This window comes from Pseudomonas sp. GD03842, assembly GCF_029841165.1.
Classification (GTDB): domain Bacteria; phylum Pseudomonadota; class Gammaproteobacteria; order Pseudomonadales; family Pseudomonadaceae; genus Aquipseudomonas.
Genome location: NZ_JAOCEA010000009.1, coordinates 1 through 24,642, shown reverse-complemented (window position 1 = coordinate 24,642; position 24,642 = coordinate 1). Strand labels below are relative to the sequence as shown.

General features: G+C 61.2%; 25 protein-coding genes. 14 read left to right on the top strand and 11 right to left on the bottom strand.

Annotated elements, in window-relative coordinates:
* Nucleotides 1–26: 26 nt before the first annotated feature.
* Nucleotides 27–728: an OmpA family protein gene (locus N5D61_RS14215; protein WP_108235792.1), complete on the bottom strand. Its 702-nt coding sequence runs from the start codon at nt 726–728 to the stop codon at nt 27–29.
* A gap of 295 nt (nt 729–1,023) precedes the next feature.
* Here N5D61_RS14215 and N5D61_RS14210 point away from each other — a divergent pair, with 295 nt between their 5' ends.
* Complete coding sequence (locus tag N5D61_RS14210; protein ID WP_108235793.1) at nt 1,024–1,521, top strand: DUF6231 family protein; 498 nt, start codon at nt 1,024–1,026, stop codon at nt 1,519–1,521.
* Nucleotides 1,522–1,531: 10 nt separating this feature from the next.
* Complete coding sequence (locus N5D61_RS14205) at nt 1,532–2,005, top strand: YchJ family protein (protein WP_108235794.1); 474 nt, start codon at nt 1,532–1,534, stop codon at nt 2,003–2,005.
* Between the two features lie 29 nt (nt 2,006–2,034).
* Here the strand turns inward: N5D61_RS14205 and N5D61_RS14200 are convergent, their stop codons facing one another.
* On the bottom strand, nt 2,035–2,631 hold the full coding sequence (locus N5D61_RS14200; protein ID WP_108235795.1) for a hypothetical protein: 597 nt from the start codon (nt 2,629–2,631) through the stop codon (nt 2,035–2,037).
* A 108-nt stretch (nt 2,632–2,739) separates the two neighbouring features.
* On the opposite strand from N5D61_RS14200, the gene N5D61_RS14195 reads away from it, so the two are divergent.
* The 10 genes from N5D61_RS14195 to N5D61_RS14150 all read left to right on the top strand — a co-directional run bounded on the left by N5D61_RS14195 (nt 2,740) and on the right by N5D61_RS14150 (nt 13,668).
* Nucleotides 2,740–3,225: an LEA type 2 family protein gene (locus N5D61_RS14195; RefSeq protein WP_108235796.1), complete on the top strand. Its 486-nt coding sequence runs from the start codon at nt 2,740–2,742 to the stop codon at nt 3,223–3,225.
* A 4-nt stretch (nt 3,226–3,229) separates the two neighbouring features.
* The gene (locus N5D61_RS14190; RefSeq protein WP_108235797.1) at nt 3,230–3,430 is read left to right on the top strand and encodes an SEC-C metal-binding domain-containing protein; all 201 of its coding nucleotides are present in this window, start codon (nt 3,230–3,232) and stop codon (nt 3,428–3,430) included.
* Nucleotides 3,431–3,688: 258 nt separating this feature from the next.
* Nucleotides 3,689–6,172: a penicillin acylase family protein gene (locus tag N5D61_RS14185; protein WP_279893303.1), complete on the top strand. Its 2,484-nt coding sequence runs from the start codon at nt 3,689–3,691 to the stop codon at nt 6,170–6,172.
* A gap of 139 nt (nt 6,173–6,311) precedes the next feature.
* Entirely contained in the window at nt 6,312–7,355 is a 1,044-nt protein-coding gene (locus tag N5D61_RS14180) for a ligase-associated DNA damage response exonuclease (protein ID WP_279893302.1), read from the top strand.
* Entirely contained in the window at nt 7,352–9,052 is a 1,701-nt protein-coding gene (locus tag N5D61_RS14175) for an ATP-dependent DNA ligase (RefSeq protein ID WP_279893301.1), read from the top strand. Before N5D61_RS14180 ends, N5D61_RS14175 begins: the two co-directional genes overlap by 4 nt.
* 406 nt (nt 9,053–9,458) lie before the next feature.
* Nucleotides 9,459–10,241: a transporter substrate-binding domain-containing protein gene (locus N5D61_RS14170; RefSeq protein ID WP_279893300.1), complete on the top strand. Its 783-nt coding sequence runs from the start codon at nt 9,459–9,461 to the stop codon at nt 10,239–10,241.
* Nucleotides 10,242–10,327: 86 nt separating this feature from the next.
* Complete coding sequence (locus N5D61_RS14165; protein ID WP_279893299.1) at nt 10,328–11,056, top strand: ABC transporter permease; 729 nt, start codon at nt 10,328–10,330, stop codon at nt 11,054–11,056.
* Complete coding sequence (locus tag N5D61_RS14160; protein ID WP_108235803.1) at nt 11,053–11,763, top strand: ABC transporter permease; 711 nt, start codon at nt 11,053–11,055, stop codon at nt 11,761–11,763. Before N5D61_RS14165 ends, N5D61_RS14160 begins: the two co-directional genes overlap by 4 nt.
* A 9-nt stretch (nt 11,764–11,772) precedes the next feature.
* On the top strand, nt 11,773–12,891 hold the full coding sequence (locus N5D61_RS14155; protein WP_279893297.1) for a M14 family metallopeptidase: 1,119 nt from the start codon (nt 11,773–11,775) through the stop codon (nt 12,889–12,891).
* A 12-nt stretch (nt 12,892–12,903) separates the two neighbouring features.
* A complete protein-coding gene (locus N5D61_RS14150) occupies nt 12,904–13,668 on the top strand; it encodes an ATP-binding cassette domain-containing protein (protein ID WP_108235805.1) in 765 nt (254 codons plus the stop codon).
* A gap of 160 nt (nt 13,669–13,828) precedes the next feature.
* Here the strand turns inward: N5D61_RS14150 and N5D61_RS14145 are convergent, their stop codons facing one another.
* Both N5D61_RS14145 and N5D61_RS14140 read right to left on the bottom strand, forming a co-directional pair.
* Nucleotides 13,829–16,903, bottom strand: coding sequence for an efflux RND transporter permease subunit (locus tag N5D61_RS14145; protein ID WP_279893296.1), 3,075 nt, complete (start codon nt 16,901–16,903; stop codon nt 13,829–13,831).
* A gap of 6 nt (nt 16,904–16,909) precedes the next feature.
* A complete protein-coding gene (locus N5D61_RS14140; protein ID WP_108235807.1) occupies nt 16,910–18,010 on the bottom strand; it encodes an efflux RND transporter periplasmic adaptor subunit in 1,101 nt (366 codons plus the stop codon).
* Nucleotides 18,011–18,119: 109 nt separating this feature from the next.
* On the opposite strand from N5D61_RS14140, the gene N5D61_RS14135 reads away from it, so the two are divergent.
* Nucleotides 18,120–18,752 carry a TetR/AcrR family transcriptional regulator gene (locus tag N5D61_RS14135; protein WP_279893295.1) on the top strand — a complete coding sequence of 211 codons (633 nt, stop codon included), beginning with the start codon at nt 18,120–18,122 and terminating at the stop codon, nt 18,750–18,752.
* A 40-nt stretch (nt 18,753–18,792) separates the two neighbouring features.
* Here the strand turns inward: N5D61_RS14135 and N5D61_RS14130 are convergent, their stop codons facing one another.
* Nucleotides 18,793–19,575, bottom strand: a complete 783-nt coding sequence (locus N5D61_RS14130; protein ID WP_279893294.1) for a class I SAM-dependent methyltransferase — start codon at nt 19,573–19,575, stop codon at nt 18,793–18,795.
* Between the two features lie 98 nt (nt 19,576–19,673).
* On the opposite strand from N5D61_RS14130, the gene N5D61_RS14125 reads away from it, so the two are divergent.
* A complete protein-coding gene (locus N5D61_RS14125; RefSeq protein ID WP_279893292.1) occupies nt 19,674–20,300 on the top strand; it encodes an energy transducer TonB in 627 nt (208 codons plus the stop codon).
* An 18-nt stretch (nt 20,301–20,318) separates the two neighbouring features.
* Here N5D61_RS14125 and N5D61_RS14120 read toward each other — a convergent pair whose 3' ends face one another.
* The 6 genes from N5D61_RS14120 to N5D61_RS14095 form a co-directional block, all read right to left on the bottom strand.
* Entirely contained in the window at nt 20,319–21,017 is a 699-nt protein-coding gene (locus N5D61_RS14120) for an extensin family protein (RefSeq protein WP_279893291.1), read from the bottom strand.
* A gap of 45 nt (nt 21,018–21,062) precedes the next feature.
* Nucleotides 21,063–21,929 carry a DUF72 domain-containing protein gene (locus N5D61_RS14115; protein WP_279893402.1) on the bottom strand — a complete coding sequence of 289 codons (867 nt, stop codon included), beginning with the start codon at nt 21,927–21,929 and terminating at the stop codon, nt 21,063–21,065.
* 2 nt (nt 21,930–21,931) lie between these two features.
* Nucleotides 21,932–22,222 (bottom strand): hypothetical protein, encoded by a 291-nt coding sequence (locus N5D61_RS14110; protein ID WP_279893290.1) that lies wholly within the window; start codon nt 22,220–22,222, stop codon nt 21,932–21,934.
* Nucleotides 22,223–22,423: 201 nt separating this feature from the next.
* Complete coding sequence (gene tsaB, locus N5D61_RS14105; protein ID WP_279893288.1) at nt 22,424–23,098, bottom strand: tRNA (adenosine(37)-N6)-threonylcarbamoyltransferase complex dimerization subunit type 1 TsaB; 675 nt, start codon at nt 23,096–23,098, stop codon at nt 22,424–22,426.
* A 97-nt stretch (nt 23,099–23,195) separates the two neighbouring features.
* Nucleotides 23,196–23,843 (bottom strand): adenylate kinase, encoded by a 648-nt coding sequence (adk, locus tag N5D61_RS14100; RefSeq protein WP_108235815.1) that lies wholly within the window; start codon nt 23,841–23,843, stop codon nt 23,196–23,198.
* Nucleotides 23,844–24,129: 286 nt separating this feature from the next.
* Nucleotides 24,130–24,642: phosphoenolpyruvate carboxylase (locus tag N5D61_RS14095; RefSeq protein WP_279893286.1), on the bottom strand; the 513-nt coding region annotated here is incomplete at its 5' end.

Sequence of the window (24,642 nt, the reverse complement as noted above, 5' to 3'; positions counted from 1 at the left end):
GGGTATCGATTGACACGCAGGGATGATCAACGGTTGATCTTGATCTCGACACGACGGTTCAGCGCGCGGCCTTCAGCGGTTTTGTTGTCCGCTACAGGACGGCTCTCGCCATCGCCTTCCACCGAGACGAACGCGCTACGCGCAATGCCGGCGCTGACCAGGTAATCCGTTACCGATTGGGCGCGTTTCTCCGACAACTTCTGGTTGTAGGCATCGCTGCCCACACTGTCGGTATGACCGCTGACATGCAGCTGAACGTTAGGCGCTTCGGTTTTCAGCTTGGTGACCACGGCGTCCAGTTGATGCTTGTCAGCCGGGGTCAGGGTGGCCTTGTTGAACTCGAAATGCACGTCACGGATAGTGATGATTTCTTCTTTCGGCTGCACCACAGGCGCGGCGACAGGTTCCGGCGCTGGCGTCACGATCGGGCAACCGGTCGCATCCACTGGCGTGCCTTTCGGCGTGTTCGGACACTTGTCGACGCTGTTCAGTACACCGTCACCATCATCATCGCCATCGCCGTGTGCCCAGCAGTAAGCGCCTGCCATCACGCCGACTGCAGCACCGAAGCCCGCCGCTACGGATGCCGATTGAAACGCCCCCACCGCCCCACCCGCGAGCGCACCACCGGCGGCACAAAGGGGCCAGTCGGTCTTTTGCAAGCCGGCACAGCCCGTCAATACACTGGTAACCAAAATCAGAGGTAACGCTGTCCGAATCATGCTCATACAGTTCTTCTCCTTTGGTATCGGCTCAAACCGACTGAAATGCAGTAAAGACGCCACTGAGGCCATTTGCCACCCGGCGGACGCAGGGCGATGGATTTTCAGCGCAGATAGGGGCTTGTTCTTTTACAAATAGCCTTTTGCCTTCACTCCGTACGCTTTGTCATGGCGCCTGATAAAAAAGTTCAAGTGCTGCCGTGTCCCATTTCACAACTCCCGAGAATGAGTGAGAAGCCGAACAGCCCTAGGCCATCCAGGGCAGGCGCGCTACCCTTGCCGGCCTACGTGAGGAATTTCGATGACCGAGAGTTTTTCCAGCCGCACACCGCAACAGGCGCTGGCCGCCCTGCTCGACCGCTATGCGCCCAAACGCCTGCTGTTGATCGGCGCTGACAGCTTCCCGGCCTTGCAAGCCTTCAGGGAGGCGCACCCGGAAACGGAGGTGGCGCGCGCGGCGCCGGGTGCCCTGCCTTCCGAGCTGGCCAGCCAACGCTTCGATCTGGCCTTGGCGGTCGATTGCCTGGAGCACATGCCCAAGCGCGCCGGGCTTGAATTGCTGGGGGGCATTCGCAACCTCAATGCCAGCCGCATTGCAGTACTTGCCGACCTCGACGCTTGCGGCTGGCAACCAACCGATTTCTATTCGCTGGCGCTGCAAGTCAGCGAACGTTTCGCGCGGGACGAACAGGTGCTGACGCTTTTCACCTACGACCTGCTCGCCTACAAACAGGTGCCGGACTGGCTGAACGCGAAGTTCTGGGCGAATCCGGAAAACTTTGGCAAATACTGGTGGTGAGATCCGCATCATGAGCAGTGCAATTTGCCCCTGCGGCAGTGGCAACCTTCTCGACGGCTGTTGTGGCCGCTATCACGCTGGAACGCCGGCCCCCTGCGCCGAAGCCTTGATGCGCTCGCGCTACAGCGCCTATGTACTGGGTCAGGTGGATTACCTGCTGGACACCACCTTGCCCATCCAGCAGGTCAGCCTGGACCGTGAGTCGATCCGTCAGTGGAGTGCGCAAAGCACTTGGCTCGGCCTTGAGGTAGAAGGCGCGGAATTGCTGGGGGGCAAGCCGGAGCATGCTTTCGTCACTTTCGTCGCACGCTGGCACGACGCGGGCGGTGAGCACAGCCATCGCGAGCGTTCGGCATTCGTGCAACACAGCGGACGGTGGTATTTCATCGACCCGACCGTGCAACTTAAAGCCGGCCGAAATGACCCATGTCCCTGCGGCAGCGGTCAGAAGTTCAAGAAATGCTGCGCGGCCTATATGGCTTGATGTCCCCGCCCTAGCGGGTTCGGGCGGGGTCAGGCGAGCTTCAGATGCGAGATGTCCGGCACGATGACACGCTCGGTCGAGCGAACCTCTCCCAAATCGCTCCCCGCCGGCGCCAGGCTCAGGCCGGACAGATCCAGGCGTGGTGCAACCGGTGCGGCTTTGGGGTCCTGAACGTCCTTGCCCAGTTCGGACAGTGTGAACTCCGGGGCGTCGACGTCAGCGAACGCCGCCATGTAGACGTCACGCGGCTGGAATTTCGAAACTTTATCGGGCGGACTGTCGCTGAGGGGCGGTACCTGCCGGGCACGCCGAGTCCAACTGGGCTCGTCAGGGGGCGGCGCCAACTCGACTTCCTCCACTTCGACAGGTGCGGGCTCAGGCGCCATCTGCGGTTGCCCGGCCATCTCTGCAATCTCCGCGTGGGCACCGGCCCGCTCGAGGGTGGCGCGGTACTTCTCGGCAGCGGCCTGATCGAGATTGTTTTTCAGCACCAGACGACGGCCCGAAAACAGCAACGCGATACGCTGCGCGTCGGCCTGAAACAATTTCGCCAGGTTGGCCTGCACCCGGTCGATCTGTGCGCCGGGTATCAATTGGCCGGAAAAAATGATTTCGTACAGCTTCACGGGTCAATACTCCTTCGACACATGGCATGAGTATGGCGCAGGCTTTATCGAACAGCGAGTTGGCTCAAAGGCTCTCTTGCGAGAACCGGACCGACAGGGAGCGAATCCATGGTGTTTCAGGCAAACGTATTCAAGATCGTCGGTTTAATGCTGACTCTCGTTTTATCCGGCTGTTCGTCTTTGACGGGCAGTGACGTCAAGGATCCCGACGTTCGGTTACTCAAGGTCGATGTGGTCAAGGCCCGGCTGCTCAAGCAAGACATGAAACTGCGCCTGCGCATCGACAACCCCAACGACACCAACCTCTGGGTACGGGGTTTGCGCTACAAGGTCGTACTCAATGACATCCTGATCGCCGATGGCGATTACAGCGACTGGTTCATCGTCAAGGCCAACGGCCGCAAGAATTTCTCCGTCCCCATTCGCACCAACCTCTGGGAACATTTGAAGGATGTGACGCGAATGCTCGGCAAACCCAACCAGCCGGTCCATTACCGGCTCGAGGGCTATCTCAAGACGGGCTTTTTGTTCGGAGACAACGTGCGTATTGGCCGCGAAGGCGACATAATTCCCGGCGATTTGATTCCGGAGTAGCCCCATGAGCAACCAACCCCACGTGCATGGCCCTGATTGCGATCACGATCACGACCATCACCATCATGACCACGGCCATGTGCATGGCCCGCACTGCAACCACGAACCGCAGGAGCCGGTGCGCAATGCACTCAAGGACGTGGGACGTAACGACCCATGCCCATGCGGCAGCGACAAGAAGTTCAAGAAGTGCCACGGCGCCTGATGGCTTGCCTGCCGTCAGTGACATGACGGCGTCAAGTTGATCGGCGAAGTCTGCGGTGGGGATGAGGCAACTGCCTCTGGCTCCCCACCGAACCCAGGCTCTCGTTCGACGGGTGGTCCATGGGCAAGCGCCCTTCCCCAACGTCCTGCGCTTGCCGCGTTAAAAATCCTGCAATAACTCGCTTTTCCAGCTTGCGTGGCGCCTGACGGCTCTCTAACGTAGCGCGTTTCCAACGCCTACCCCCGCAGGAGCTTCATCATGGCCTCGCCAGCCCTCTCATCCCTGAAGACGCGACTCAGTACAGCCGCCGCCATGCTGGGGCTGCTGAGTCTCGCCGGCTGCCAACTGGGCGGCGAAGACCGTGACAACCTGCCGCCCACCAGTGGCGTGTACGCGATCAAAGGCCTTGCGCAGAATGTTTCGGTGCGTCGTAACAACCTTGGCATGCCGCTGATCGAGAGCAGCACCTTTCATGATGCCCTGTTTACCCTGGGATACGTTCACGCCAGCGATCGCATCTCACAAATGGTGCAAATGCGGCTGTTGGCTCAGGGCCGCCTGTCGGAAATCGCGGGGGCTGGCGCGCTCGACCTGGACCGCATGATGCGCGCGGTTAACCTCAAGCAGACCGCCGGCGACCTCTACAACGCTTCGTCACCCCGCTTGAAGCGCTTCTTCGAGGTGTACGCGCGAGGTGTCAACGCCTACCTGTTCCGCTATCGCGACAAGCTGCCGTCGGACCTCGCCGATGCGGGCTACAAGCCTGAGTACTGGCAACCCCAGGACTCGGCGCTGATTTTTGCCCTGTTGAATTTCAGCCTCTCGGTCAACCTGCAGGAAGAAATTTCCTCGCTGGTGCTGGCCCAGAAGGTCAGTGCCGACAAGCTTGCCTGGCTGCTGCCGACCTATCCTGACGAAGAACTGCCATTCGCCGAGGCCGACAAGCTCAAAGGCCTGAATCTGGGCAGTCAACTGCCCGGCCTGACCGACCTGGACAAAGCAGCGCTGCAGCTCTCAGACCTGAATTTGCTAGGGGTTTCGGCCTCGAACAACTGGGTCATCGCCCCACAACGGGCTCGCGCGGGCAAGAGCCTGCTGGCCACCGACAGCCAGTTGCCGTCCACCCTGCCGTCGCTGTGGAATTTCGTGCAAATCCGCGCCCCGAAATACCAGGCCGCGGGGGCAACGGTCGCGGGCCTGCCACTGGTGCTGTCGGGGTTCAACGGCAAGCTGGCCTGGGGCATGGGCCCGGCGATGGGGGACAACCAGGACCTGTTCCTGGAGAAACTCAAGCGCGAAAACAACTGCCTCATGTTCATGGCCGATGGCAAATGGGCACCCGCTGCCGCTCACGAGGAAACCTACTTTATCCGCGGCAGCAGCCCGATTCGTGAAGCGGCCTACGAAACCCGTCACGGCCCGCTGCTCAACGGCAGCGCCACGCAGGTAGCCAGCGGCCTGGGGATCGCCTTGCAAACCCCGAATGCCAAGGACGACAAATCCCTCGACGCGCTGTTCGACCTGACGCGTGCGCAAACTGTCGAGCGCGCTTTCGACGCCACGCGGGAAATCCGCGCGAGCACTTTGAACATGGTGTTCGCCGATGCCTCGAACACCGGCTGGCAGGTCACCGGTCGCTACCCGAACCGTCGCGACGGCCTAGGGCTGGTTCCTTCGCCGGGCTGGGACAGCCGCTTCGACTGGGACGGTTACGCCGACGCCATGCTTCATCCCTACGATCAGGACCCGCCACAAGGCTGGATCGGAACAGCCAACCAGCGCACCGTGCCAAAGGGATACGGCATGCAGCTCTCGAACTCGTGGGATTATCCGGAGCGGGCCGAGCGCCTCGCCCAACTGGCTAACAGCGGCAAGCAGGACACTCGCAGCACGATTGCGATGCAGTACGACCAGACCACGACCTTCGCTGCCAAGCTGAAGAAGATGTTCGAAGCGCCGGGCATGGCCAGGCCCCTGAAACAGGCCATCGACGCCTTGCCACCGGTCGATCGGGACAAAGCGCGGGAGGCCCTTGGTCGCCTCATGGCATTCGACGGGCGCCTGTCGCCGGTGTCCGCCGATGCCGCCCTCTACGAGTTGTTCCTGCAAGAAAGTGCCCGGCAGATCTTCCTTGACGAACTGGGCCCGGAAAGCAGCGCATCCTGGAAGGCGTTGGTACAGAGCGCCGACCTTTCCTACTCACCTCAAGCCGACCATCTGCTCGGGAGGGAAGACAGCCCCTATTGGGACGATCTGAAAACCCCGCAGAAAGAAGACAAGCCCACCATCCTGGCCCGCAGCCTGGCCGCCGCGATCAGCGCCGGCGAGAGCCAATTGGGCAGTGATCACAAAGCCTGGCAATGGGGCAAACTGCATCAGTACCGCTGGACCGCACAAAGCGCTCAACTCACGGCGGCGCTGGGCGGCAGCAAGGCTGGCGTGGTCAAGGGGCCGATGGCAGCGGGGGGCGATCACACCACCCTCAACGCCTCGGGCTTCCATTGGGGTCAGGATTTCGATGCGGCGGTGGTGCCGGCCATGCGCATGATCGTCGATTTCGCGCAGCAGGAGCCGATGATGGCCCAGAGCGCTGGCGGGCAGTCAGGCAACCCCGCCAGCTCACACTTCGCAGATGGCATCGACCCGTGGTTCAAGGGGCAGTACATGTCGGTGCCGCTGCAGCCAGAGAATTTCGAGCGCGTGTATGGCAAGGCCCGCCTGACGCTGACGCCGGGTAAATAAGGCATTCGCACGCCGAACCTGTGAGGGCATAATCCACGCTGGCCACAGGTTTCGGCGTTCACAACGGCGAGCGCAATCAGGCCGAACTTCTCCCCGCCCCCATCGCTCTACCTGACAAGCCCATCACCGTGGTCATGTCATGGACCTTGTCATCGCTCGCCCCGAAGGCCTGTACTGCCCGCCAGGGGATTTCTACATCGATCCCTGGCGGCCGGTCGCACGTTCCGTCATTACCCACGGCCACGGCGACCACGCCCGCACCGGCAATCAGCATTATCTGGCCGCCGCGCCCGGTGAAGGTATCCTGCGCTCCCGACTGGGGCAGGACATCAATCTGCAAACCCTCGAATATGGCGAATCGATTACCCACCACGGTGTGAAACTCAGCCTGCATCCGGCAGGGCACGTGCTCGGCTCCGCACAGGTGCGGCTGGAGTATCAAGGCGAGGTATGGGTTGCATCTGGCGACTACAAAGTCGAGCCCGATGGCACCTGCGAACCCTTTGAGCCGGTGCGCTGCCATACCTTCATCACCGAATCCACCTTCGGCTTGCCCATCTATCGCTGGCAGCCTCAGGCCGACATTTTCAGCGGGATCAATGAGTGGTGGCAGGCCAACGCTGCGGTCGGCAAAGCCAGCGTGCTGTTCGCGTACTCGTTCGGCAAGGCCCAGCGCATCCTGCATGGCATCGACCCGAACATCGGTCCGATTCTGGTTCATGGGGCCGTCGAGCCGTTGAACCGGGTGTACCGCGAGGGCGGCGTGCGCATTCCCGAGACGCACTATGCGGGAGACTTCAAGAAAACTGACCCGGCCTTGCGCCAGGCATTGATCGTCGCGCCGCCGTCGGCAGGAGGCAGCACCTGGATGCGTCGCTTCGGCGATTTCAGCGACGCCTTCGCCAGCGGCTGGATGATGCTGCGCGGCACCCGCCGACGCCGCGGTGTGGATCGTGGCTTTGTGCTTTCCGACCATGCGGATTGGCCCGGCCTGTTGTGGGCCATCGAGAACACCGGCGCCGAGCGGGTCATGGTGACCCATGGCTCGGTCGCCGTCTTGGTGCGCTATCTGCGGGAATCGGGTCTGGATGCACAAGGCTTTACCACCGAGTACGGCGACGAAGAGGATGACACCGCGGCGCAACCTCAGGAGGTTCAAGATCAGGGACAGGTGACGCCATGAAAGCCTTCGCCGAACTCTACGCGCAACTGGATGCCACCACGTCGAGCAATGCCAAGCTGGCGGCGATGCAGCGCTACTTCGCCGCTGCGGCACCAGAGGACGCGGCATGGGCCGTGTACTTCTTGTCGGGGGGGCGGCCCCGCCAATTGGTCCCGACGCGCTTGTTGCGCGAGCAGGCCATGACGTTGTCGGGCTTGCCAGAATGGCTGTTCGAAGAAAGTTATCAAGCCGTTGGTGACCTTGCGGAAACGCTGTCATTGCTCTTGCCTGAAGCGATACACAGCTCCGAAGACGGACTGGCCAGTTGGATGGAACATCATCTGTTGCCGCTGCGCGGCCTGCCACCCGAAGAACTGTTGGAGCGCTTGCCGACGTTCTGGGCGCAACTTGACCGTCAGAGCCTGATGGTGTGCCTGAAGCTGATCACCGGCAGCTTTCGAGTCGGCGTCTCGAAGCTGCTGGTCACCCGCGCACTCGCCGCCCTGGCCGGCATCGACAGCAAACGCGTGGCGCAGCGCCTGGTGGGTTACACCGACCTGTCCCACCGCCCCACCGCCGAGGGCTACCTCAAACTGATCGCTGAAGAATCTGAAGATGAGCACGCCCAGCGTGGCGGCCAGCCCTATCCTTTCTTTCTCGCGCACCCGCTCCAACAGCCGGTGGAAGCGTTTGGCGACCTGCTCGGACCGACCGACAACTGGCAGGTGGAATGGAAGTGGGATGGCATTCGCGCCCAGGTGGTCAAGCGCGACGGACGTCTGTGGGTGTGGTCTCGGGGAGAGGAACTGGTGACAGACCGTTTTCCGGAACTGCACAGCCTCGCCCGGTGTTTGCCCGACGGTACGGTGATCGATGGCGAGATCGTCGTGTGGAAAGCGCCAGCGCCCGATCCGCAGGCATCCGAGGCCTTCGCACTGGCGCCGGCTGAAGCGTCGACACCTTCCGTGCAGCCGTTCGCCTTGCTCCAGCAGCGCATCGGCCGCAAAACCCTGGGCAAGAAAATCCTGGAAGACGTACCGGTGGTGGTCCTTGCCTACGATTTGCTGGAATGGTCGGGGCACGACTGGCGCAATCGTCCACAGCATGAGCGGCGGGCCCAATTGGAGCAGGTGATTGCCCGTGCCAGCAGCCCGGTATTGATGCCCTCCCCCGTGCTGACCGGCTCGGACTGGACTGACCTGGCCCGCCAGCGCGAAGCGTCGCGCAGCCTGGGCGTCGAAGGCATGATGCTCAAGGCACGGGATGCGTTGTACGGCGTGGGGCGAACCAAGGACATGGGCGTCTGGTGGAAGTGGAAGATCGACCCGCTCAGCGTCGACGCCGTGCTGATCTATGCTCAGCGCGGTCACGGCCGCCGCGCCAGCCTGTACAGCGACTACACCTTCGCGGTATGGGATGGCCCACAGGGCAGCAGCGAACGCACATTGGTGCCGTTTGCCAAAGCATATTCAGGATTGACCGACGAGGAGATGCGCAAAGTCGATGCAATCATTCGCAAGACCACCGTTGAAAAGTTCGGCCCTGTCCGGAGTGTCACGCCAACGCTCGTGTTCGAGCTGGGGTTCGAGGGCATCGCGTTGTCCAAGCGCCACAAAAGCGGGATCGCCGTGAGATTCCCACGCATGCTCCGATGGCGGCATGACAAGCCGGTGGCCGAAGCCGACAGTCTGGCGACCTTGCAAGACCTGCTTGCCTGAGCCCTTCTTTGGTGCCTGTGCATCAACCGTGCGCCGAACGGACGCCCCAAATTCGTGCAGGGCGAAGGGGCCGCTTGGCCCCCCGTACAGAAGCATGCGCCCACTCGGCACCGTCGAGGGCGGACTGCTACCAAACCCTCCACAGTCGGTCGCGAGGAGAAACACACGACGCGTGGAGCGTTTTTTTACGCGCCCTTTTTGCCGGTTTCCGCTACTCTGCCCCTGCCTCAGGCGCCCTGAAAAAAGACAAGAGATGGCTCAAAGTCATCATTGCGACAACTCCGTACATTTAAAACGCACGTTCGTCTCTTTGGTTCGGAAATTGCTATCTTTTTGCGGTCTGGCTCCTGCCGGTAGCAAGCCTACGCGTGTTCCCAACGCCCAATTTGGTTTTAAGGACTGAACGATGAAAAAAGCATGGCTGACCCTTTCCGCACTCGCTGTCTGCCTGGCCGCTGGCAACGCTATGGCCAAGGAATACAAGGAGCTGCGTTTCGGCGTCGATCCTTCCTACGCTCCATTCGAATCGAAAGCCGCTGACGGCAGCCTGATCGGCTTCGACATCGATCTGGGCAACGCGATCTGTGCAGAGCTGAAGGTCAAGTGCAAATGGGTCGAAAGCGATTTCGACGGCATGATTCCTGGCCTCAAAGCCAATAAGTTCGACGGCGTGATCTCGTCCATGACCGTGACCCCTGCGCGCGAAAAAGTCATCGACTTCTCCAGCGAGCTGTTCTCCGGTCCGACCTCGCTGGTCTACAAGAAAGGTTCTGGCCTGAGCGCAGACGTGGCGTCCCTCAAAGGCAAGTTCGTCGGTTACGAGCAAGGCACCATCCAGGAAGCCTACGCCAAGGCCATCCTGGACAAGGCAGGCGTGAAAACCAAAGCCTACGCTAACCAGGATCAGGTCTACGCTGACCTCGTGTCCGGCCGTCTGGACGCCTCCGTGCAAGACATGCTGCAAGCCGAGCTGGGCTTCCTGAAATCTTCGCAAGGCGCCGACTATGAAGTCAGCAAGCCGATCGACGACCCACTGCTGCCATCCAAAACCGCCGTGGGCATCGCTAAAGGTAACAAAGAGCTGAAAGCGCTTTTGGACAAAGGTATCAAAGCGTTACACGATGACGGCAAGTACGCCGAGATCCAGAAGAAGCACTTCGGCGATCTGAATCTGTACAGCGGTAAGTAAGAAAACAAACGCCCGTTTCTTTCAGCGATCATCCGAATCCCCTCGCTGAGACAAACGGGCGTTTTTATTGACTGTATAGGTTGCACATGTTCGAAACTCTTCTGCAAAACCTGGGATTGTCCGCCTTCAGCCTCAACGGTTTTGGCCCTTTGCTGATGCAGGGCACCTGGATGACCATCAAATTGTCGGTGATGTCGCTGCTGCTGGCCATCGTGCTCGGCCTGCTGGGCGCCAGCGCCAAACTCTCCAAGACCGCGCTCCTGCGGGTTCCGGCACAGGTCTACACCACGCTGATCCGAGGCGTACCTGACCTGGTGCTGATGCTGCTGATTTTCTACAGCCTGCAAACCTGGCTGACCACCTTCACCGAAGCGATGGAATGGGACTACATCGAGATCGATCCCTTCGCTGCGGGCGTCATCACCTTGGGCTTCATCTACGGCGCCTATTTTACGGAAACCTTCCGAGGCGCGATCCTGGCCGTGCCGCGCGGGCAAGTCGAAGCCGCCATCGCCTACGGCCTCACCCGCGCCCAGCGCTTTCGTATCGTCGTGTTCCCGCAAATGATGCGCTTTGCCCTTCCCGGCATCGGCAATAACTGGCAGGTGGTGCTCAAGGCCACGGCCCTGGTGTCGATCATCGGGCTGGCCGATCTGGTCAAAGCGTCCCAGGACGCTGGCAAAAGCACCTATCAACTGTTCTATTTTCTGGTGCTGGCGGCGCTGATCTATCTGGTCATCACCAGCGTCTCCAACTTCGCCCTGCGCTGGGCTGAACGGCGTTACGCCGCAGGCAGCCGGGAGGCTCAACGATGATCGAACTGCTTCAAGAATACTGGCGTGCATTCCTCTACACCGACGGCCAGAACATCACCGGGCTGGCCATGACCCTGTGGTTGCTCAGCGCATCCATCGCGATTGGCTTCATCGTCTCGATTCCGCTGTCCATTGCCCGGGTTTCGCCGAACCCGCTGGTGCGCTGGCCGGTGCAGTTCTACACCTACCTGTTCCGCGGCACGCCGCTCTATATCCAGCTGCTGATCTGCTACACCGGCATTTACAGCATTGCCGCCGTGCGCGAGCAGCCATTGCTCAACGCCTTCTTCCGCGACGCAATGAACTGCACGATCCTGGCGTTCGCGTTGAACACCTGCGCGTACACCACCGAGATCTTCGCCGGGGCGATCCGCAGCATGAACCACGGCGAAGTCGAAGCGGCCAAGGCCTACGGCCTGACTGGCTGGCGCCTGTATGCCTATGTGATCATGCCATCGGCCCTGCGTCGTTCGCTGCCTTACTACAGCAACGAAGTGATCCTGATGCTGCACTCGACCACCGTCGCGTTCACTGCCACAGTCCCTGACATCCTCAAAGTGGCGCGGGATGCAAACTCGGCCACCTTCATGACGTTTCAGTCGTTTGGCATTGCGGCGCTGATCTACCTGACGATCACCTTCATTCTGGTGGGCCTGTTCAGATTGGCCGAACGGCGCTGGCTGGCCTTTCTCGGCCCGTCTCACTAGGACTTCTGCATGCGACACCTGACCCATGACCTGCTGTCGCCGGTGCCTGGCACCGCACGGCAGATCCACAGCTTTCACTACGGCCCGGAAAACGGGGCCTGCAAGATCTACATCCAATCCTCGCTGCACGCCGACGAGCTTCCCGGCATGCTGGTGGCCTGGTATTTGAAGCAACGCCTGGCCGAACTGGAAAAAGCCGGGCAGTTGCTCGGCGAAATCGTGGTCGTGCCGGTTGCCAACCCTGCGGGGCTTGAGCAGGTGTTGATGGACACGCCATTAGGCCGCTACGAGCTGGAGAGTGGCCAGAACTTCAACCGCCATTTCGTCGACCTCGCGCAGCAGGTCGGCGATGAGGTAGAAGCTTCGCTGGGCGCCGACGCGAAGCGCAACACTGCGCTGATCCGCGATCGCCTGCTCGCCGGGCTGAACGCGCGAACGGCCGCCACGCAACTCGATTCGCAACGTCTGACGCTGCAGCGGCTGGCCTGCGACGCCGACATGGTGCTGGATCTGCACTGCGACTTCGAATCGGTGGAACATCTGTACACCACGCCAGAAGCCTGGCCGCAGGTCGAGCCGCTGTCTCGCTATCTGGGCGCCCAGGCGAGCCTGTTGGCGACCGACTCGGGTGGCCAGTCGTTCGACGAGTGCTTTACGTTGGTCTGGTGGCAATTGCAGCAACGCTTCGAAAAGCGCTTCCCCATCGAGCTGGGCAGTTTCTCCGTGACCCTCGAACTGCGGGGTCAGGGCGACGTCAACCACGCGCTGGGAAGTCGCGACTGTCAGGCCATCCTCAATTACCTGATGCAATACGGCGCCATTGCCGGCGAGCCCGCGCCGGCACCCGAACTGATTTATCCGGCCACCCCTCTCGCAGCGGTGGAGCCCGTCGCGACGCCAGTGGGGGGCCTGCTGGTGTTCTGCACCTTGCCAGGCGAATACGTCGAGGCCGGTCAGTTGATCGCCGAAGTCATCGACCCGATCAGCGACGCCGTGACGCCCGTTCACGCGGCGAACGCCGGCCTGATGTACGCCCGCTCCTTGCGACGCATGGCGACCGCCGGCATGGTCATCGCCCATGTCGCCGGCACCGAGCCGTTTCGCAGCGGCTACTTACTTTCTCCTTAAGGATTGCCCGTCATGTACAAACTGACCATCGATGGCCTGCATAAAAGCTACGGTGACCACGAAGTTCTCAAGGGCGTGTCGCTCAAGGCCAACGTCGGTGACGTGATTTGCCTGATCGGCGCCAGCGGCTCGGGCAAGAGCACCTTTCTGCGCTGCATCAACTTCCTCGAACAACCCAACGACGGGGCCATGAGCCTCGACGGCCAACCCATCAAGATGGTCAGCGACGCCTCTGGCATGCGCGTGGCCGATCCGGCCGAGCTGCAACGAATCCGCACACGCCTGGCCATGGTGTTCCAGCACTTCAACCTCTGGAGCCACATGACGGTGCTGGAAAACATCACCATGGCACCGCGGCGGGTGCTGGGCGTTTCCAAGGTGGAGGCGGAGGACCGCGCACGCCGGTACCTGGAAAAGGTCGGCCTGCCGGCCCGCGTGGCCGATCAGTATCCGGCCTTCCTGTCAGGCGGTCAGCAACAACGCGTAGCGATCGCTCGCGCCCTGGCGATGGAACCGGAAATCATGCTTTTCGACGAGCCGACCTCGGCCCTCGACCCGGAGTTGGTCGGCGAGGTGCTGAAGGTGATTCAAGGCTTGGCCGAAGAGGGCCGCACCATGATCCTGGTGACGCACGAGATGGGCTTCGCTCGCAAGGTGGCCAATCAGGTGGTGTTCCTGCACCAGGGCCAGATCGAAGAAATGGGCCACCCCGATGACGTGCTGGGCAGCCCGAAAAGCGAGCGGTTGCAGCAATTCCTCAGCGGGAACCTGAAATAAGGCTTCGCCCGCACATATGAGACCAGGCCAGATCTGGCCTGGTGCAGTACAGACAGACCTGGCCCACCCTACCGCAGAGATTGACCGCTCACCCTTCAAAGGCACTCCACCACCAGACCGCAGGCACCGGCCTTGCTGCTGGGGCGCGGCAACAAAGCGCTCAAGTGCTTTCGCTTTTCTTCACCCGAAACCAGGCCGCGTACAGTGCGGGCAGGAACAGCAACGTCAGGGCGGTCGCCACGATCAAGCCTCCCATGATCGCCACCGCCATCGGCCCGAAGAACACGCTGCGCGACAGCGGGATCATCGCCAGCACCGCCGCAAGCGCGGTCAGCACAATGGGCCGGAAGCGGCGCACGGTCGCCTCGATGATGGCCTGCCAACGGTCAAGGCCGGCGGCAATGTCCTGTTCGATCTGATCCACCAGGATCACCGAGTTGCGCATGATCATCCCCGACAGAGCGATGGTGCCAAGCATGGCCACAAACCCGAAGGGCTGGCGGAAAATCAGCAGAAACAGCGTCACCCCTATCAGGCCTAACGGAGCTGTGAGAAAAACCATGAACGTGAGCGAGAAACTGCGCAGCTGGATCATCAGCAACGTCAGGACCACGACGATGAACAATGGCACCCCGGCGTTCACCGAATTCTGACCACGGGCGGAATCTTCGACCGTACCGCCGACTTCCAGCAGATAGCCGTCCGGCAACTGCGCACGCACCCCATCGAGGGTCGGGAGGATCTGCTTGACCAGCGTCGCCGGTTGCTCTTTGCCGTAAATGTCGGCTCGAATCGTCACGTTCGGCAGGCGATTGCGATGCCAGATGATGCCTTCCTCAAAACCGTATTCGAGCGTCGCCACCTGGGACAGTGCCACGCTCATCCCGTTGGCGGTCGGCACTGACAGGCTCGCCAGGCTGCCCAATGCATGGCGCTCCTGTTCAGTGCCACGCAGCAGGATTTCAATCAGTTCATCGTCTTCGCGGTACTGGCTGACACTGGAGCCGGTCAACTGGCTTTGCAGGAAGCGCGACAGGTCGGCAGTGGTCACGCCAAGCGCTCGCGCCCGGTCCTGGTCGACGTTGAGGTACACGACCTTGCTCGGCTCCTCCCAATCCAGATGTACGTTCACCACATGAGGGTTTTCGCGCACCTTGGCCGCGACGTCTCGGGCCAGCGCACGCACCTCATCGATGTGCTCACCGGTCACCCGGAACTGCACCGGGTACCCCACGGGTGGCCCATTCTCCAGGCGCGTGACGCGCGGGCGCAGCATAGGGAACTGCTCATCCAGCGTCTGTATCAGCCAAGTGCGCAGCGCTTCTCGGTCTTCGATGGTTTTGGCCAGCACCACGAATTGGGCAAAGCTCGCCGCCGGGAGTTGCTGGTCCAGCGGCAGGTAAAAACGCGGTGAACCGGTCCCGACGTAGGCGACATAATTCTCGACGCCGGCATGGTCTTTCAGCATGCCTTCCAGGCGCTTGACCTGGTCCGCCGTGTTACTGAGCGATGCGCCCTCGGCGAGCTTGAGATCGACCATCAACTCCAGCCGGCCGGATGCCGGGAAGAATTGCTGCGGGACAAAGCGAAAGCTGATGATCGACAGCGCGAACAACACGATGGTCAGTACGATCACGGTCTTGCGTCGGCGCACGCACCAGCCGACCAGCGCGCGGACGCGAAGGTAGAACGGCGTGCCATAGGGGTCCGGAGCGTCCGGGCCCGAGCCGTGCCTGGCGGCATGAAGCCTGGCCAGATCGGGCAACAGCCGTTCCCCCAGGTACGGCACGAAGACCACCGCGGCGATCCACGAAGCCAACAGCGCTATCGTCACCACCTGAAAGATCGACCGGGTGTATTCGCCTGTACTGGACTGCGCGGTGGCAATTGGCAAAAAGCCCGCCGCGGTGATCAGCGTGCCCGTGAGCATCGGAAACGCCGTGCTGGTCCAGGCGAAAGCGGCAGCCTTGAGCCGGTCATAGCCTTGCTCCATTTTGATCGCCATCATTTCCACGGCGATGATCGCATCGTCCACCAGCAATCCGAGCGCCAGCACCAACGCCCCAAGGGAAATCTTGTGCAACCCGATACCGAGGTAGTACATCGTGGCGAAAGTCATCGCCAGCACGACCGGGATCGCCAGCGCCACCACCATGCCGGTGCGCACACCGAGCGAGAAGAAGCTCACCAACAGTACGATCCCCAGCGCCTCGGCGAGCACGCGTACAAATTCGCCGACGCTGCTTTTGACCGCAGCAGGCTGGTCGGAGACCTTGTGCAACTGCATCCCGGCGGGCAGGTTGCTCTGCAGGCGGGCGAATTCGTTTTCCAGCGCGCGGCCCAGGACCAGGATGTCACCGCCGTCCTTCATCGCAACCGCCAAGCCGATGGCGTCCTCGCCCATGAAACGCATGCGCGGTGCGGGCGGATCGTTGAAACCCCGGCGCACATCGGCAAGATCACTGATACGGAACGTGCGGTCACCGACGCGAATCGGGAAATCGCGAAGTTCATCGACCGTTTGAAAACGCCCGGTCACCCGCAATTGCACCCGCTCATTGGGGGTCTCGAAGAAACTTGCCGCCACCACCGCGTTCTGTGCTTCGAGTGCTTGCTGGACAGCCGACAGCGGCAGGCCCAGGGTGGCGAGCTTGACGTTGGAAAGCTCGATCCAGATTTTTTCATCCTGCAGGCCAATCAACTCCACCTTGCCCACATCCTTGACTCGCTGCAGCTGGATCTGGATGCGGTCGGCGTAATCTTTCATGACGGCGTAGTCGAATCCCTCGCCTGTCAGCGCATAGATATTGCCGAAGGTCGTGCCGAATTCGTCGTTGAAGAACGGGCCCTGAACGCCCGTCGGCAGGGTCTGACGGATGTCGCCGACCTTCTTGCGGATCTGGTACCAGAGCTCGGGCAATTTGGCCGAGACGAGTGAATCCCGCGCCATGAACGTCACCTGGGATTCGCCTGGCCGGGAAAAGGACACGATGCGCTCGTAGTCGCCGGTTTCCATCAGTTTCTTTTCAATACGATCGGTCACCTGCCGCGCCACTTCTTCGGCACTGGCACCCGGCCAAAGGGTGCGGATGACCATGGCTTTGAAGGTGAAAGGCGGGTCTTCGCTCTGCCCCAGCTTGGTGTAAGACAAGGCACCCACCACCGCCAGCAGGATCATCAGATACAAGACCATCTGCCGATTGCGCAGCGCCCATTCGGAAAGGTTGAAACGCATCCGTGCCTACTCCTTGTCGGCCAGTTTGATCGCCCGGTTACTGCGGTCCACAGGCCGCACTCGCTCGCCCTCATGCAACACATGGACACCCGCGGCCACCACCCAGTCGCTGGCGGCCAGGCCACTCAGCACCGGCACGGACTCCTGGCCATAAGGCCCTACCTGAACCGGGGTGCGTTTCAGGGTGCCGTCGCTCTGCAGGCGCCAGACGTAGGTCTGACCCTTCTCGGCGGTCACCGCGGACAGCGGTACCGACAAGGACACCGCGTGATCGGCGGCGATGAACACCCGCGCGCTCTGCCCCAGTTCGGCGGGCACCTTGCCTGCGGCGAACGCAATGCGCGCGGCGAACGTCCGCGATTTGGGATCGGCAGCCGGGGAAAGCTCACGAATGCGTCCGGGCAAGCGCTGCTCCCGCTGCGTCCATAGCTCGACGGAGACTGGATCGCCGATCTTGAACCGCCCGAAATTCTGTTCCGGCAGGCTGATCGCCACTTCTCGCTCACCATCGGCCGCCAGGGTGAACACGGTTTGACCGGCGGCGACCACTTGCCCGACTTCCACCAGGCGTTTGGCGATCACGCCGTCCTGTGAGGCACGCAGTACCGCGTAGCGGGTCTGGTTGTCGGCAACGGTGAATTCCGCCTTGAGCTGCTTGAGCCGCGCATCGCCGGCGCGATAAAGATTCTCGGCATTGTCGTACTGCGACTTGCTGACCATTTGCCGGTCCATCAGCGTCTTGTAACGGTCCCGCTCGGAGCGAACCAATTGCAGATTGGCTTCGGCCGCCGCGACCTGCGCGCGGGCGGCGTCCAGTTGCAGGCGTACGTCCTGGGCGTCCAGTTCGGCCAAGGGTTGCTCGGCCCTGACGCGCTCGCCCTCCTCCACGAGACGTCGGCTGACCTTACCCGGAATGCGAAACGCCAAGTCTGGTTCGAACCGGGCCCGGACTTCGCCTGGGTAGCTGTCCATGGATTGGGAGGATGGCAGTGGTTGCACTACCATGGCCGGGCGAACCGTGGCGGGAACCGACACGTCCTGCCCACAACCGACCAGCAACGACGCCAGACTGACCGGCAGCACAAGGAACAAGGCATCGCGAAACATGGTGAGGCACCTTGGCAGAAGAGGCTTTTGGAATAATTGTACTGGCGAGTATATTCAGAATTAGCAAACTGAACAGTCCACTATTGAATCCGACAGGCGTGGCTTCCGAATGACCGACGTAACCGCTCCCACCGGCCCCGGCCGCCCGAAAGATCCGGCCAAGCGCCAAGCCATCCTCGAGGCGGCGAAAAACCTGTTCATTCGCAATGGGTACGCGAACACCAGCATGGATGCGGTCGCGGCTGAGGCCGGGGTCTCCAAACTCACGGTCTACAGCCATTTCACCGACAAGGAGACCTTGTTTTCCGCCGCCGTCGTGGCCCGTTGTGAAGAGCAGGTGCCTGAACTTTTCGTCGACATGGCGCCCACGGCTTCGGCGGAAAAAGTGTTGCTGGGTATTGCGCGAGGCTTTCAGACGCTGATCAACAGCCCCGAATCCGTGGAGCTGCACCGTCTGATGATTGCCCTGGGAACCCAAGGCACCGAGTTGTCGCAAGTCTTCTTCGAGGCCGGGCCGCAGCGCATCCTCCAGGAAATGGAACGTGTCCTGACCCGGCTGAACGACACGGACGGGCTGCATTTCGACTCACCCGCAAGGGCGGCTGGCCACTTCCTCAGCTTGATCAAAGGCGTCGGAAACTTCCGACTGTTGATTGGCCACGGCACTGCCGCTGAGCAATCTTCCGAGGATCGTCATGTGCGAGAGGTCGTCGCCCTTTTTCTGAAGGCCTACCGCGCCTGATGCAGCGCTGCGCACAAGGCGAGGGAATCCTGCATGGGCCTCAAGGCTTCAACGCTTTCTTGGGGTAGATGTCATACCGGCTCGATTTGCCATCCAGCGCGTACCCCGGCTTGGCCCCCGCGATGCAGGGCGCCTTGCGGGGGCGCTTGACCACGACACGGTGTGTCGCCAACGCCAAGGCCGCCTCTAGCAAAGCAGGCGCGTCCATGTCATCCCCGACCAAGGGCCGAAACAGGCGCATCTCCTTTTTCACCAGCGCGGTTTTCTCCCGATGTGGAAACATCGGATCGAGGTAAATGACCTGAGGCGCCTCCTCTTGCCACAGGCGCATCAGCTCGATGGCGTTGCCGGTCAACAGCCGCATCTGCCCAACAATTGCGCCGACGTCCGAATTCTGTGAGGCCCGAGCCAAGCCGTCTTCGAGTAGCGCGGCGATGATCGGCTGGCGCTCGATCAAGCTCATTTCGCAGCCCAGGCTCGCTAGCACGAAGGCGTCCTTTCCCAACCCCGCGGTCGCATCCAGCACACGCGGGCGCACGCCCGGTTGTATCCCCACGGCCTTTGCGATCATTTGCCCGCTGCCACCGCCGAACAGCCGACGGTGCGCCGCCTTGCCTTCGACAAAATCCACCCGTACCGGCCCCGGCGCATCAGCGCCCAATTGTTGCAACTGCAGCCCGTCTTCAGCGACTTGCAATGCGAAGTCGGCCTGGGCATCGTCAAGCGGCAGTCCCAGGCGCTCAGCCCACCGCGCGGCCTGCCGCTCGCCGTCGGAAATCAGGGTTTCGACCCGAATGCGGCTGCCCGCTTGCTCATCACTCATCTTTTCAATGCGTCCAAATTTTCTTAATGATTGGCAGTAGCTGCCGATAACGAAAGTATCCGGCATTCTGCCAGACCCAAGGCATGTACCGAGCGCTTATGTCAGACATTCAGAATCCATCCTCAATCGGCTATTTGACGTACGCAGGTGACTACAGCGTCCGCAATATCGAGACCCTGAGCGGCGTTACGCAGCTCTGGCAGGATGCGTTTGCCCGGGCAATGGCTCAACAGGTCGACGACAATGCGGGGGTCGTTGTCGCGGCCAGTCCCGTTGCCGCAACCGACAGCACGACCGGTGAGCCCATCGCCGGCGCCAGGACACTGCACACCATCGTCGAGCAGCGCACTTGCCCTGTCGAAGATCACGAAATCAATCCGCCAGAGCCGTTGTTCCTGCCCATCGCCGAATTCGAGTGGGACCTGGCAAAACCGCCCGTGCCATTCAGTGCCAGCGAAATGATCGAACAACAGCGTCACTTGGAGATTGAAACGCATTGGGTACGCCCAGCCGTGCTCAACCCCTACGACGACAGCGTCGATCCCGGTCCCGGACCTCAACCTCGCCCTCTGTTTCTGCCGATTGCCGAGTTCGAGTGGGACCTGGCCGACAAACCTGCCACACCCTACAGCGCCGATGAAATGACCGAGCAGCAACGCCACCTGGACTTCGATAACGGGTGGGCGCGGCCCATCGTGTTGCAGAATCTGCGCATCGCCGCCTGATCCGCCCTCGCCGGGACCTTACCGACAAACCCGCCAGAGCCCCATGTCGACGTGAAAATGGTTGCGATGCGCCGCGTTGTAGTCCGGCCCCAGCACGGCGTTGAACGAGCGGCAGGCGCCGTCCCTGACGCGCTTGAGGAATTTCCCTTTATCGCCGGAATCATCCCAATCCTGAAGCACAGAGATCCGTTTTCCATCAGCCAGACGGAACGCAGCGATATCGAGCGCGTTCGCCGACGCGTGCTGGCTGAGACGCCCCTCACTGCGGTTGTACACATTGCGGCAGGCGAAGCTGCCCAGATGATCGATGCGCGTCACCCGTTGACCGAATACGCTTTGGGCGGCGGGCTGCAACTCGTGGAGGTCGAACAGGGCAAAGGACACCGCCAGCGGACAACTGGACAGAAAACTGCTGCTCATCGCCACGTCCCCGCCTTGAATGCGCAAGGTGTTGGTCAGCGGGCATCTGGCCTGGGCAGGACTGTCCACCTGATGGGTGTAGCGCAAGCTGGACGTTTGCAGCGCCTGGTCACACAAGGCCGCATCGTCCTGCAGGCGCCATAACTTGAAGGATGTCAGCAGGTTCGGCGCGTCGCGTACGTCGAGCGGTGCCCAAGGGTTCCAGCGATCTGGAACCGTCAACCATTCTCGCCAGACAGAAATGGCAAAGCCTGCGCCCAACAACACCAATAAAAGGAACAGGGTCGAGCCACGCATGAGCAGGTATCCGCAGAGTGAACGGGAGGGCCTGCTCTATCGACCTCAAAGCAACCCGAGTTGCTCCACCTGTGGCCCCCGCTCCAGGTCAGGCAAATCCGGCAAGCCGGGCAGCAACGCCATCAACTGCCGATGGAACCGTCGAGCAAGCGCCGGTGCTTGCAGGTTATCCGGCGTGTGAAGAAACACATACGGCGTGCGCCCTTCTTCGATCCATGCCGCCACTTTCAGCGCCCACTGCTCGACATAAACCTGGTTGGCATCCAGCTCGGGCCCGCCGATGAAACGGACCTGAGGAAATTGCGTCAACGCGGCGGGACGTACAGGCACTTTCGGCTTTTTCGATTGAGCGTGAAGCACGGCCGGATCACGGGACACGCAACTGAACAGAGGTCGCGAATCGAGACAGATCCGCTCGACGCCTCGCTCCAGCAACAGCCGATTGAGCGCGCGCTCCTCTTCACCTTTGCTGAAAAACGCCATGTTGCGCACCTCGACCGCCAAAGGTCGCCCTTCCAGCGCATCGATGAAGGTCGCCAGCTCTCCGAGCCGTTGGGGTGTGAAGCTGGCAGGCAGTTGCAACCACAGCGGCTCGACACGACTGCCCAGCGGGGCCAGCAGTCGCAGGAAATCCTCGACGGCTGTCAGGTGCTCGCGCAGGTCTCCCGCGTGGCTGATGTCCCCCGGAAATTTGGCAGTGAAACGAAAGTGTTCCGGCAACAAATCCGCCCAACGTTGAACGGTGGTGTCCTTGGGTCGAGCATAAAAGGTCGTATTACCTTCCACCGCGTTGAACACACGCGCATACAGTGCGAGGAACTCATTGCTCTGCGCGTCGGGGGGATATAAAGAATCACGCCAGGCGCTTTCGCTCCACGACGGGCAACCAATGCAGTAAGGCAGATCAGCGATATTCAAACGTGCAGGTCGAGTCCCGAAACTTCGAGATCCCAATCGACGAAGGTAGAGGTCGTCAGGTAGCTGCTGAGCGCATGGGCGACACGGCGACTCATGGCACGGGGGAAGATGATGTCTTGCTGGCGAGCGGGTACGTTCGCGGTATGGCCAGCCTGGCGGCGAGCAGGCTGCGGAGCGGCTTCAATATCATCGATCACTTCTTCCGAAGCATTATCGATCGTCGCAGTCTCTTTACGAGGCTTGCGCTTGATCGGGTATGAGCGATGTGAAGGACCATTGATCCGCATGGTAACTTACTCAGCGTCTTGTAGTGGCGATTTAATCTCACGGAACGCACTTAAGCAAACTCGCGAACGATAACTAGACCACAGTTATTACAAAACGTTAAAAACTTTCCAGCCGTTAACCATGACTTATCGCCGAACGGTCGCGAAGTTGTGACCCAGGTCGCACCGCTAACGCACTTTTCGCTCAGCGTAATTGTTCACTCAGCGCGCTTTTGGCGTAGCGACCTTATCCCGCAGATAAACAGGCTGTGCCTGATCCGCGGCGATGGCTTCGCCGCGTTGCCAGGCAAAACCGCCCAGCGTCAGCAGATCTTCGGCATGGGGCAACAGCGTGGCGTCGCGCCCGCCCGGCATGACAGCAATGCGCTCGCCGTACCCCCATCCCGTGCCGGCGCCAAACCAGTTGCCCGCGGCGTCATCGGGCAAAGAGGCCTGTTCAGGCGGCATCACTGCCTCCTTGCCGACCAGGCGCATTTCCCCTGAGACCTCGCGATAGCACCCCCAATACACCTCGTCCATACGCGCATCGATCGCCGCTGCCACCTGAGTGGCGCCCTGCTCCCGAAACGCACGTTGCGCCAGCGCGGCGAGGTTAGACACCGGGAGCACCGGGCGATCCAGACCGAAGGCAAGCCCCTGCACCACGCCGATCGCAATGCGCACGCCCGTAAATGCGCCAGGCCCGCGGCCGAATGCGATGGCATCCAGCGCCGACAGCGTAATCTCTGCCTCGGCCAACAGATTCTTGATCATGGGCAACAGCTTCTGGGCATGCAGACGCGGGATCACCTCGTAGTGAGTCAGCACCTTGCCATCGTGCAGCAAAGCAACTGAGCAGGCTTCAGTGGCGGTGTCCAGGGCCAGCAAGGTGGTCATCGTCGGGTTCCGTGCGTGAGGGGGGTGTGCGAAAAGTGCCGCATTATAAACAACAACAGCCCGCAAGCGGGCCGTTGTCCATTGTGCCGAAGAGGAATCAGGCGAGTGCTGCATTCACCTTCGCGGTGATGTCTTCGACCGAGCCAACGCCCGGAATACTGCTGAACTTGGGCGTCCCGTCCTTGGCTTCCAGCTGCTTGTAGAACTCCACCAGCGGCTCGGTCTGTGCGTGATAGACCGACAGACGATGGCGCACGGTTTCTTCGACGTCGTCTTTGCGTTGAATGAGGTCCTCGCCGGTTTCGTCGTCTTTGCCTTCGACCTTCGGCGGGTTGAACACGGTGTGGTAAACCCGGCCAGACCCTTCGTGCACCCGGCGCCCGGAAATGCGCTTGACGATCTCTTCGTCGTCGACCTTGATTTCAACGACGTGATCGATCGTCAGACCTGCATTCTTCAAGGCTTCCGCTTGAGGAATGGTACGCGGGAAGCCGTCGAACAGGCAGCCGTTGGCGCAATCAGGCTGCGACAGGCGATCCTTGATCAGGCCGATGATCAGATCGTCGGACACCAGCCCGCCCGCGTCCATGACGCTCTTGGCCTTCAGGCCCAGTTCGGTGCCTGCCTTGACCGCAGCGCGCAGCATGTCGCCCGTGGAGATTTGTGGAATGCCGAATTTCTTGGTGATGAACGTTGCCTGAGTACCTTTACCGGCCCCGGGAGCTCCCAGCAGAATCACGCGCATTGTTGTGCTCCTCAATTTTTTATAGAGATTTCGTCGGATTCGCCTGATTGGGGCCAATCACTTCAAAGATTTACTGACCCAACGGCCAAAAGGCTGATCAAGATACACAGCCGATTCCTGCCGCACAAGACGCTAAAAGTCGCACCAACACGGCGTAATCCGGTCGCCTGCCGACGGTCGATACTTTCGAATGACCCGTCTCGGCTCCCCCTGCATACCCCATGCACGGCCGGGCACGACGCGCAGGATGAAGGCTTGCGCCTGCCTCCCTTCAGCGACCCTGGTTTCAACCGGTATTGCGTAAACCGGCTGCAATCCCCGCCACAGACACCAGAAGCGCCTGCACGAGAGGACTGTCCAGGCTGGCCTCCTGCCGACGCGAGCGTGCCAGAAGCTCGGCCTGAAGCAGATGCAGAGGGTCCAGGTAGGTATTGCGCAAACTGATGAACTCCAGGGTTTCCGGACTGTGGGCCAGCAACTGCGACTGGCCGGTCAGCCCCAATACCACCCGGCACGCCTGCGACAATAGGTCGCGTAGATGTATACCAAGGTGGAGCAGTGTAGGGTCAACCAGACGTTCGTCGTAGAGTTGGGCAATGTCGCTGTCGGCCTTGGCCAGCACCATCTCAAGCATGTCGATCCGGGTGCGGAAAAACGGCCACTGTTCACGCATTTGACCGAGCAGCTCCCCCTGTCCTCGTGCCAGCGCATTGCCCAAGGCCTGCTCCCAGCCCAACCAGGCGGGCAGCATCAAGCGCGTTTGCGTCCAGGCGAAGATCCACGGAATCGCTCTCAGGCT

Excerpts from the sequence above, each read along its gene's own strand:
- N5D61_RS14125 (WP_279893292.1), top strand. The coding sequence starts at position 19,674 with ATGTCAGACATTCAGAATCCATCCTCAATCGGCTATTTGACGTACGCA.
- N5D61_RS14210 (WP_108235793.1), top strand. The coding sequence starts at position 1,024 with ATGACCGAGAGTTTTTCCAGCCGCACACCGCAACAGGCGCTGGCCGCC.
- N5D61_RS14205 (WP_108235794.1), top strand. The coding sequence starts at position 1,532 with ATGAGCAGTGCAATTTGCCCCTGCGGCAGTGGCAACCTTCTCGACGGC.
- N5D61_RS14170 (WP_279893300.1), top strand. The coding sequence starts at position 9,459 with ATGAAAAAAGCATGGCTGACCCTTTCCGCACTCGCTGTCTGCCTGGCC.
- N5D61_RS14130 (WP_279893294.1), bottom strand. The coding sequence starts at position 19,575 with ATGAGTGATGAGCAAGCGGGCAGCCGCATTCGGGTCGAAACCCTGATT.
- N5D61_RS14175 (WP_279893301.1), top strand. The coding sequence starts at position 7,352 with ATGAAAGCCTTCGCCGAACTCTACGCGCAACTGGATGCCACCACGTCG.
- N5D61_RS14185 (WP_279893303.1), top strand. The coding sequence starts at position 3,689 with ATGGCCTCGCCAGCCCTCTCATCCCTGAAGACGCGACTCAGTACAGCC.
- N5D61_RS14120 (WP_279893291.1), bottom strand. The coding sequence starts at position 21,017 with ATGCGTGGCTCGACCCTGTTCCTTTTATTGGTGTTGTTGGGCGCAGGC.
- N5D61_RS14160 (WP_108235803.1), top strand. The coding sequence starts at position 11,053 with ATGATCGAACTGCTTCAAGAATACTGGCGTGCATTCCTCTACACCGAC.
- N5D61_RS14155 (WP_279893297.1), top strand. The coding sequence starts at position 11,773 with ATGCGACACCTGACCCATGACCTGCTGTCGCCGGTGCCTGGCACCGCA.
- N5D61_RS14110 (WP_279893290.1), bottom strand. The coding sequence starts at position 22,222 with ATGCGGATCAATGGTCCTTCACATCGCTCATACCCGATCAAGCGCAAG.
- N5D61_RS14180 (WP_279893302.1), top strand. The coding sequence starts at position 6,312 with ATGGACCTTGTCATCGCTCGCCCCGAAGGCCTGTACTGCCCGCCAGGG.
- N5D61_RS14145 (WP_279893296.1), bottom strand. The coding sequence starts at position 16,903 with ATGCGTTTCAACCTTTCCGAATGGGCGCTGCGCAATCGGCAGATGGTC.
- N5D61_RS14165 (WP_279893299.1), top strand. The coding sequence starts at position 10,328 with ATGTTCGAAACTCTTCTGCAAAACCTGGGATTGTCCGCCTTCAGCCTC.
- tsaB (WP_279893288.1), bottom strand. The coding sequence starts at position 23,098 with ATGACCACCTTGCTGGCCCTGGACACCGCCACTGAAGCCTGCTCAGTT.
- adk (WP_108235815.1), bottom strand. The coding sequence starts at position 23,843 with ATGCGCGTGATTCTGCTGGGAGCTCCCGGGGCCGGTAAAGGTACTCAG.
- N5D61_RS14190 (WP_108235797.1), top strand. The coding sequence starts at position 3,230 with ATGAGCAACCAACCCCACGTGCATGGCCCTGATTGCGATCACGATCAC.
- N5D61_RS14140 (WP_108235807.1), bottom strand. The coding sequence starts at position 18,010 with ATGTTTCGCGATGCCTTGTTCCTTGTGCTGCCGGTCAGTCTGGCGTCG.
- N5D61_RS14195 (WP_108235796.1), top strand. The coding sequence starts at position 2,740 with ATGGTGTTTCAGGCAAACGTATTCAAGATCGTCGGTTTAATGCTGACT.
- N5D61_RS14150 (WP_108235805.1), top strand. The coding sequence starts at position 12,904 with ATGTACAAACTGACCATCGATGGCCTGCATAAAAGCTACGGTGACCAC.
- N5D61_RS14215 (WP_108235792.1), bottom strand. The coding sequence starts at position 728 with ATGAGCATGATTCGGACAGCGTTACCTCTGATTTTGGTTACCAGTGTA.
- N5D61_RS14135 (WP_279893295.1), top strand. The coding sequence starts at position 18,120 with ATGACCGACGTAACCGCTCCCACCGGCCCCGGCCGCCCGAAAGATCCG.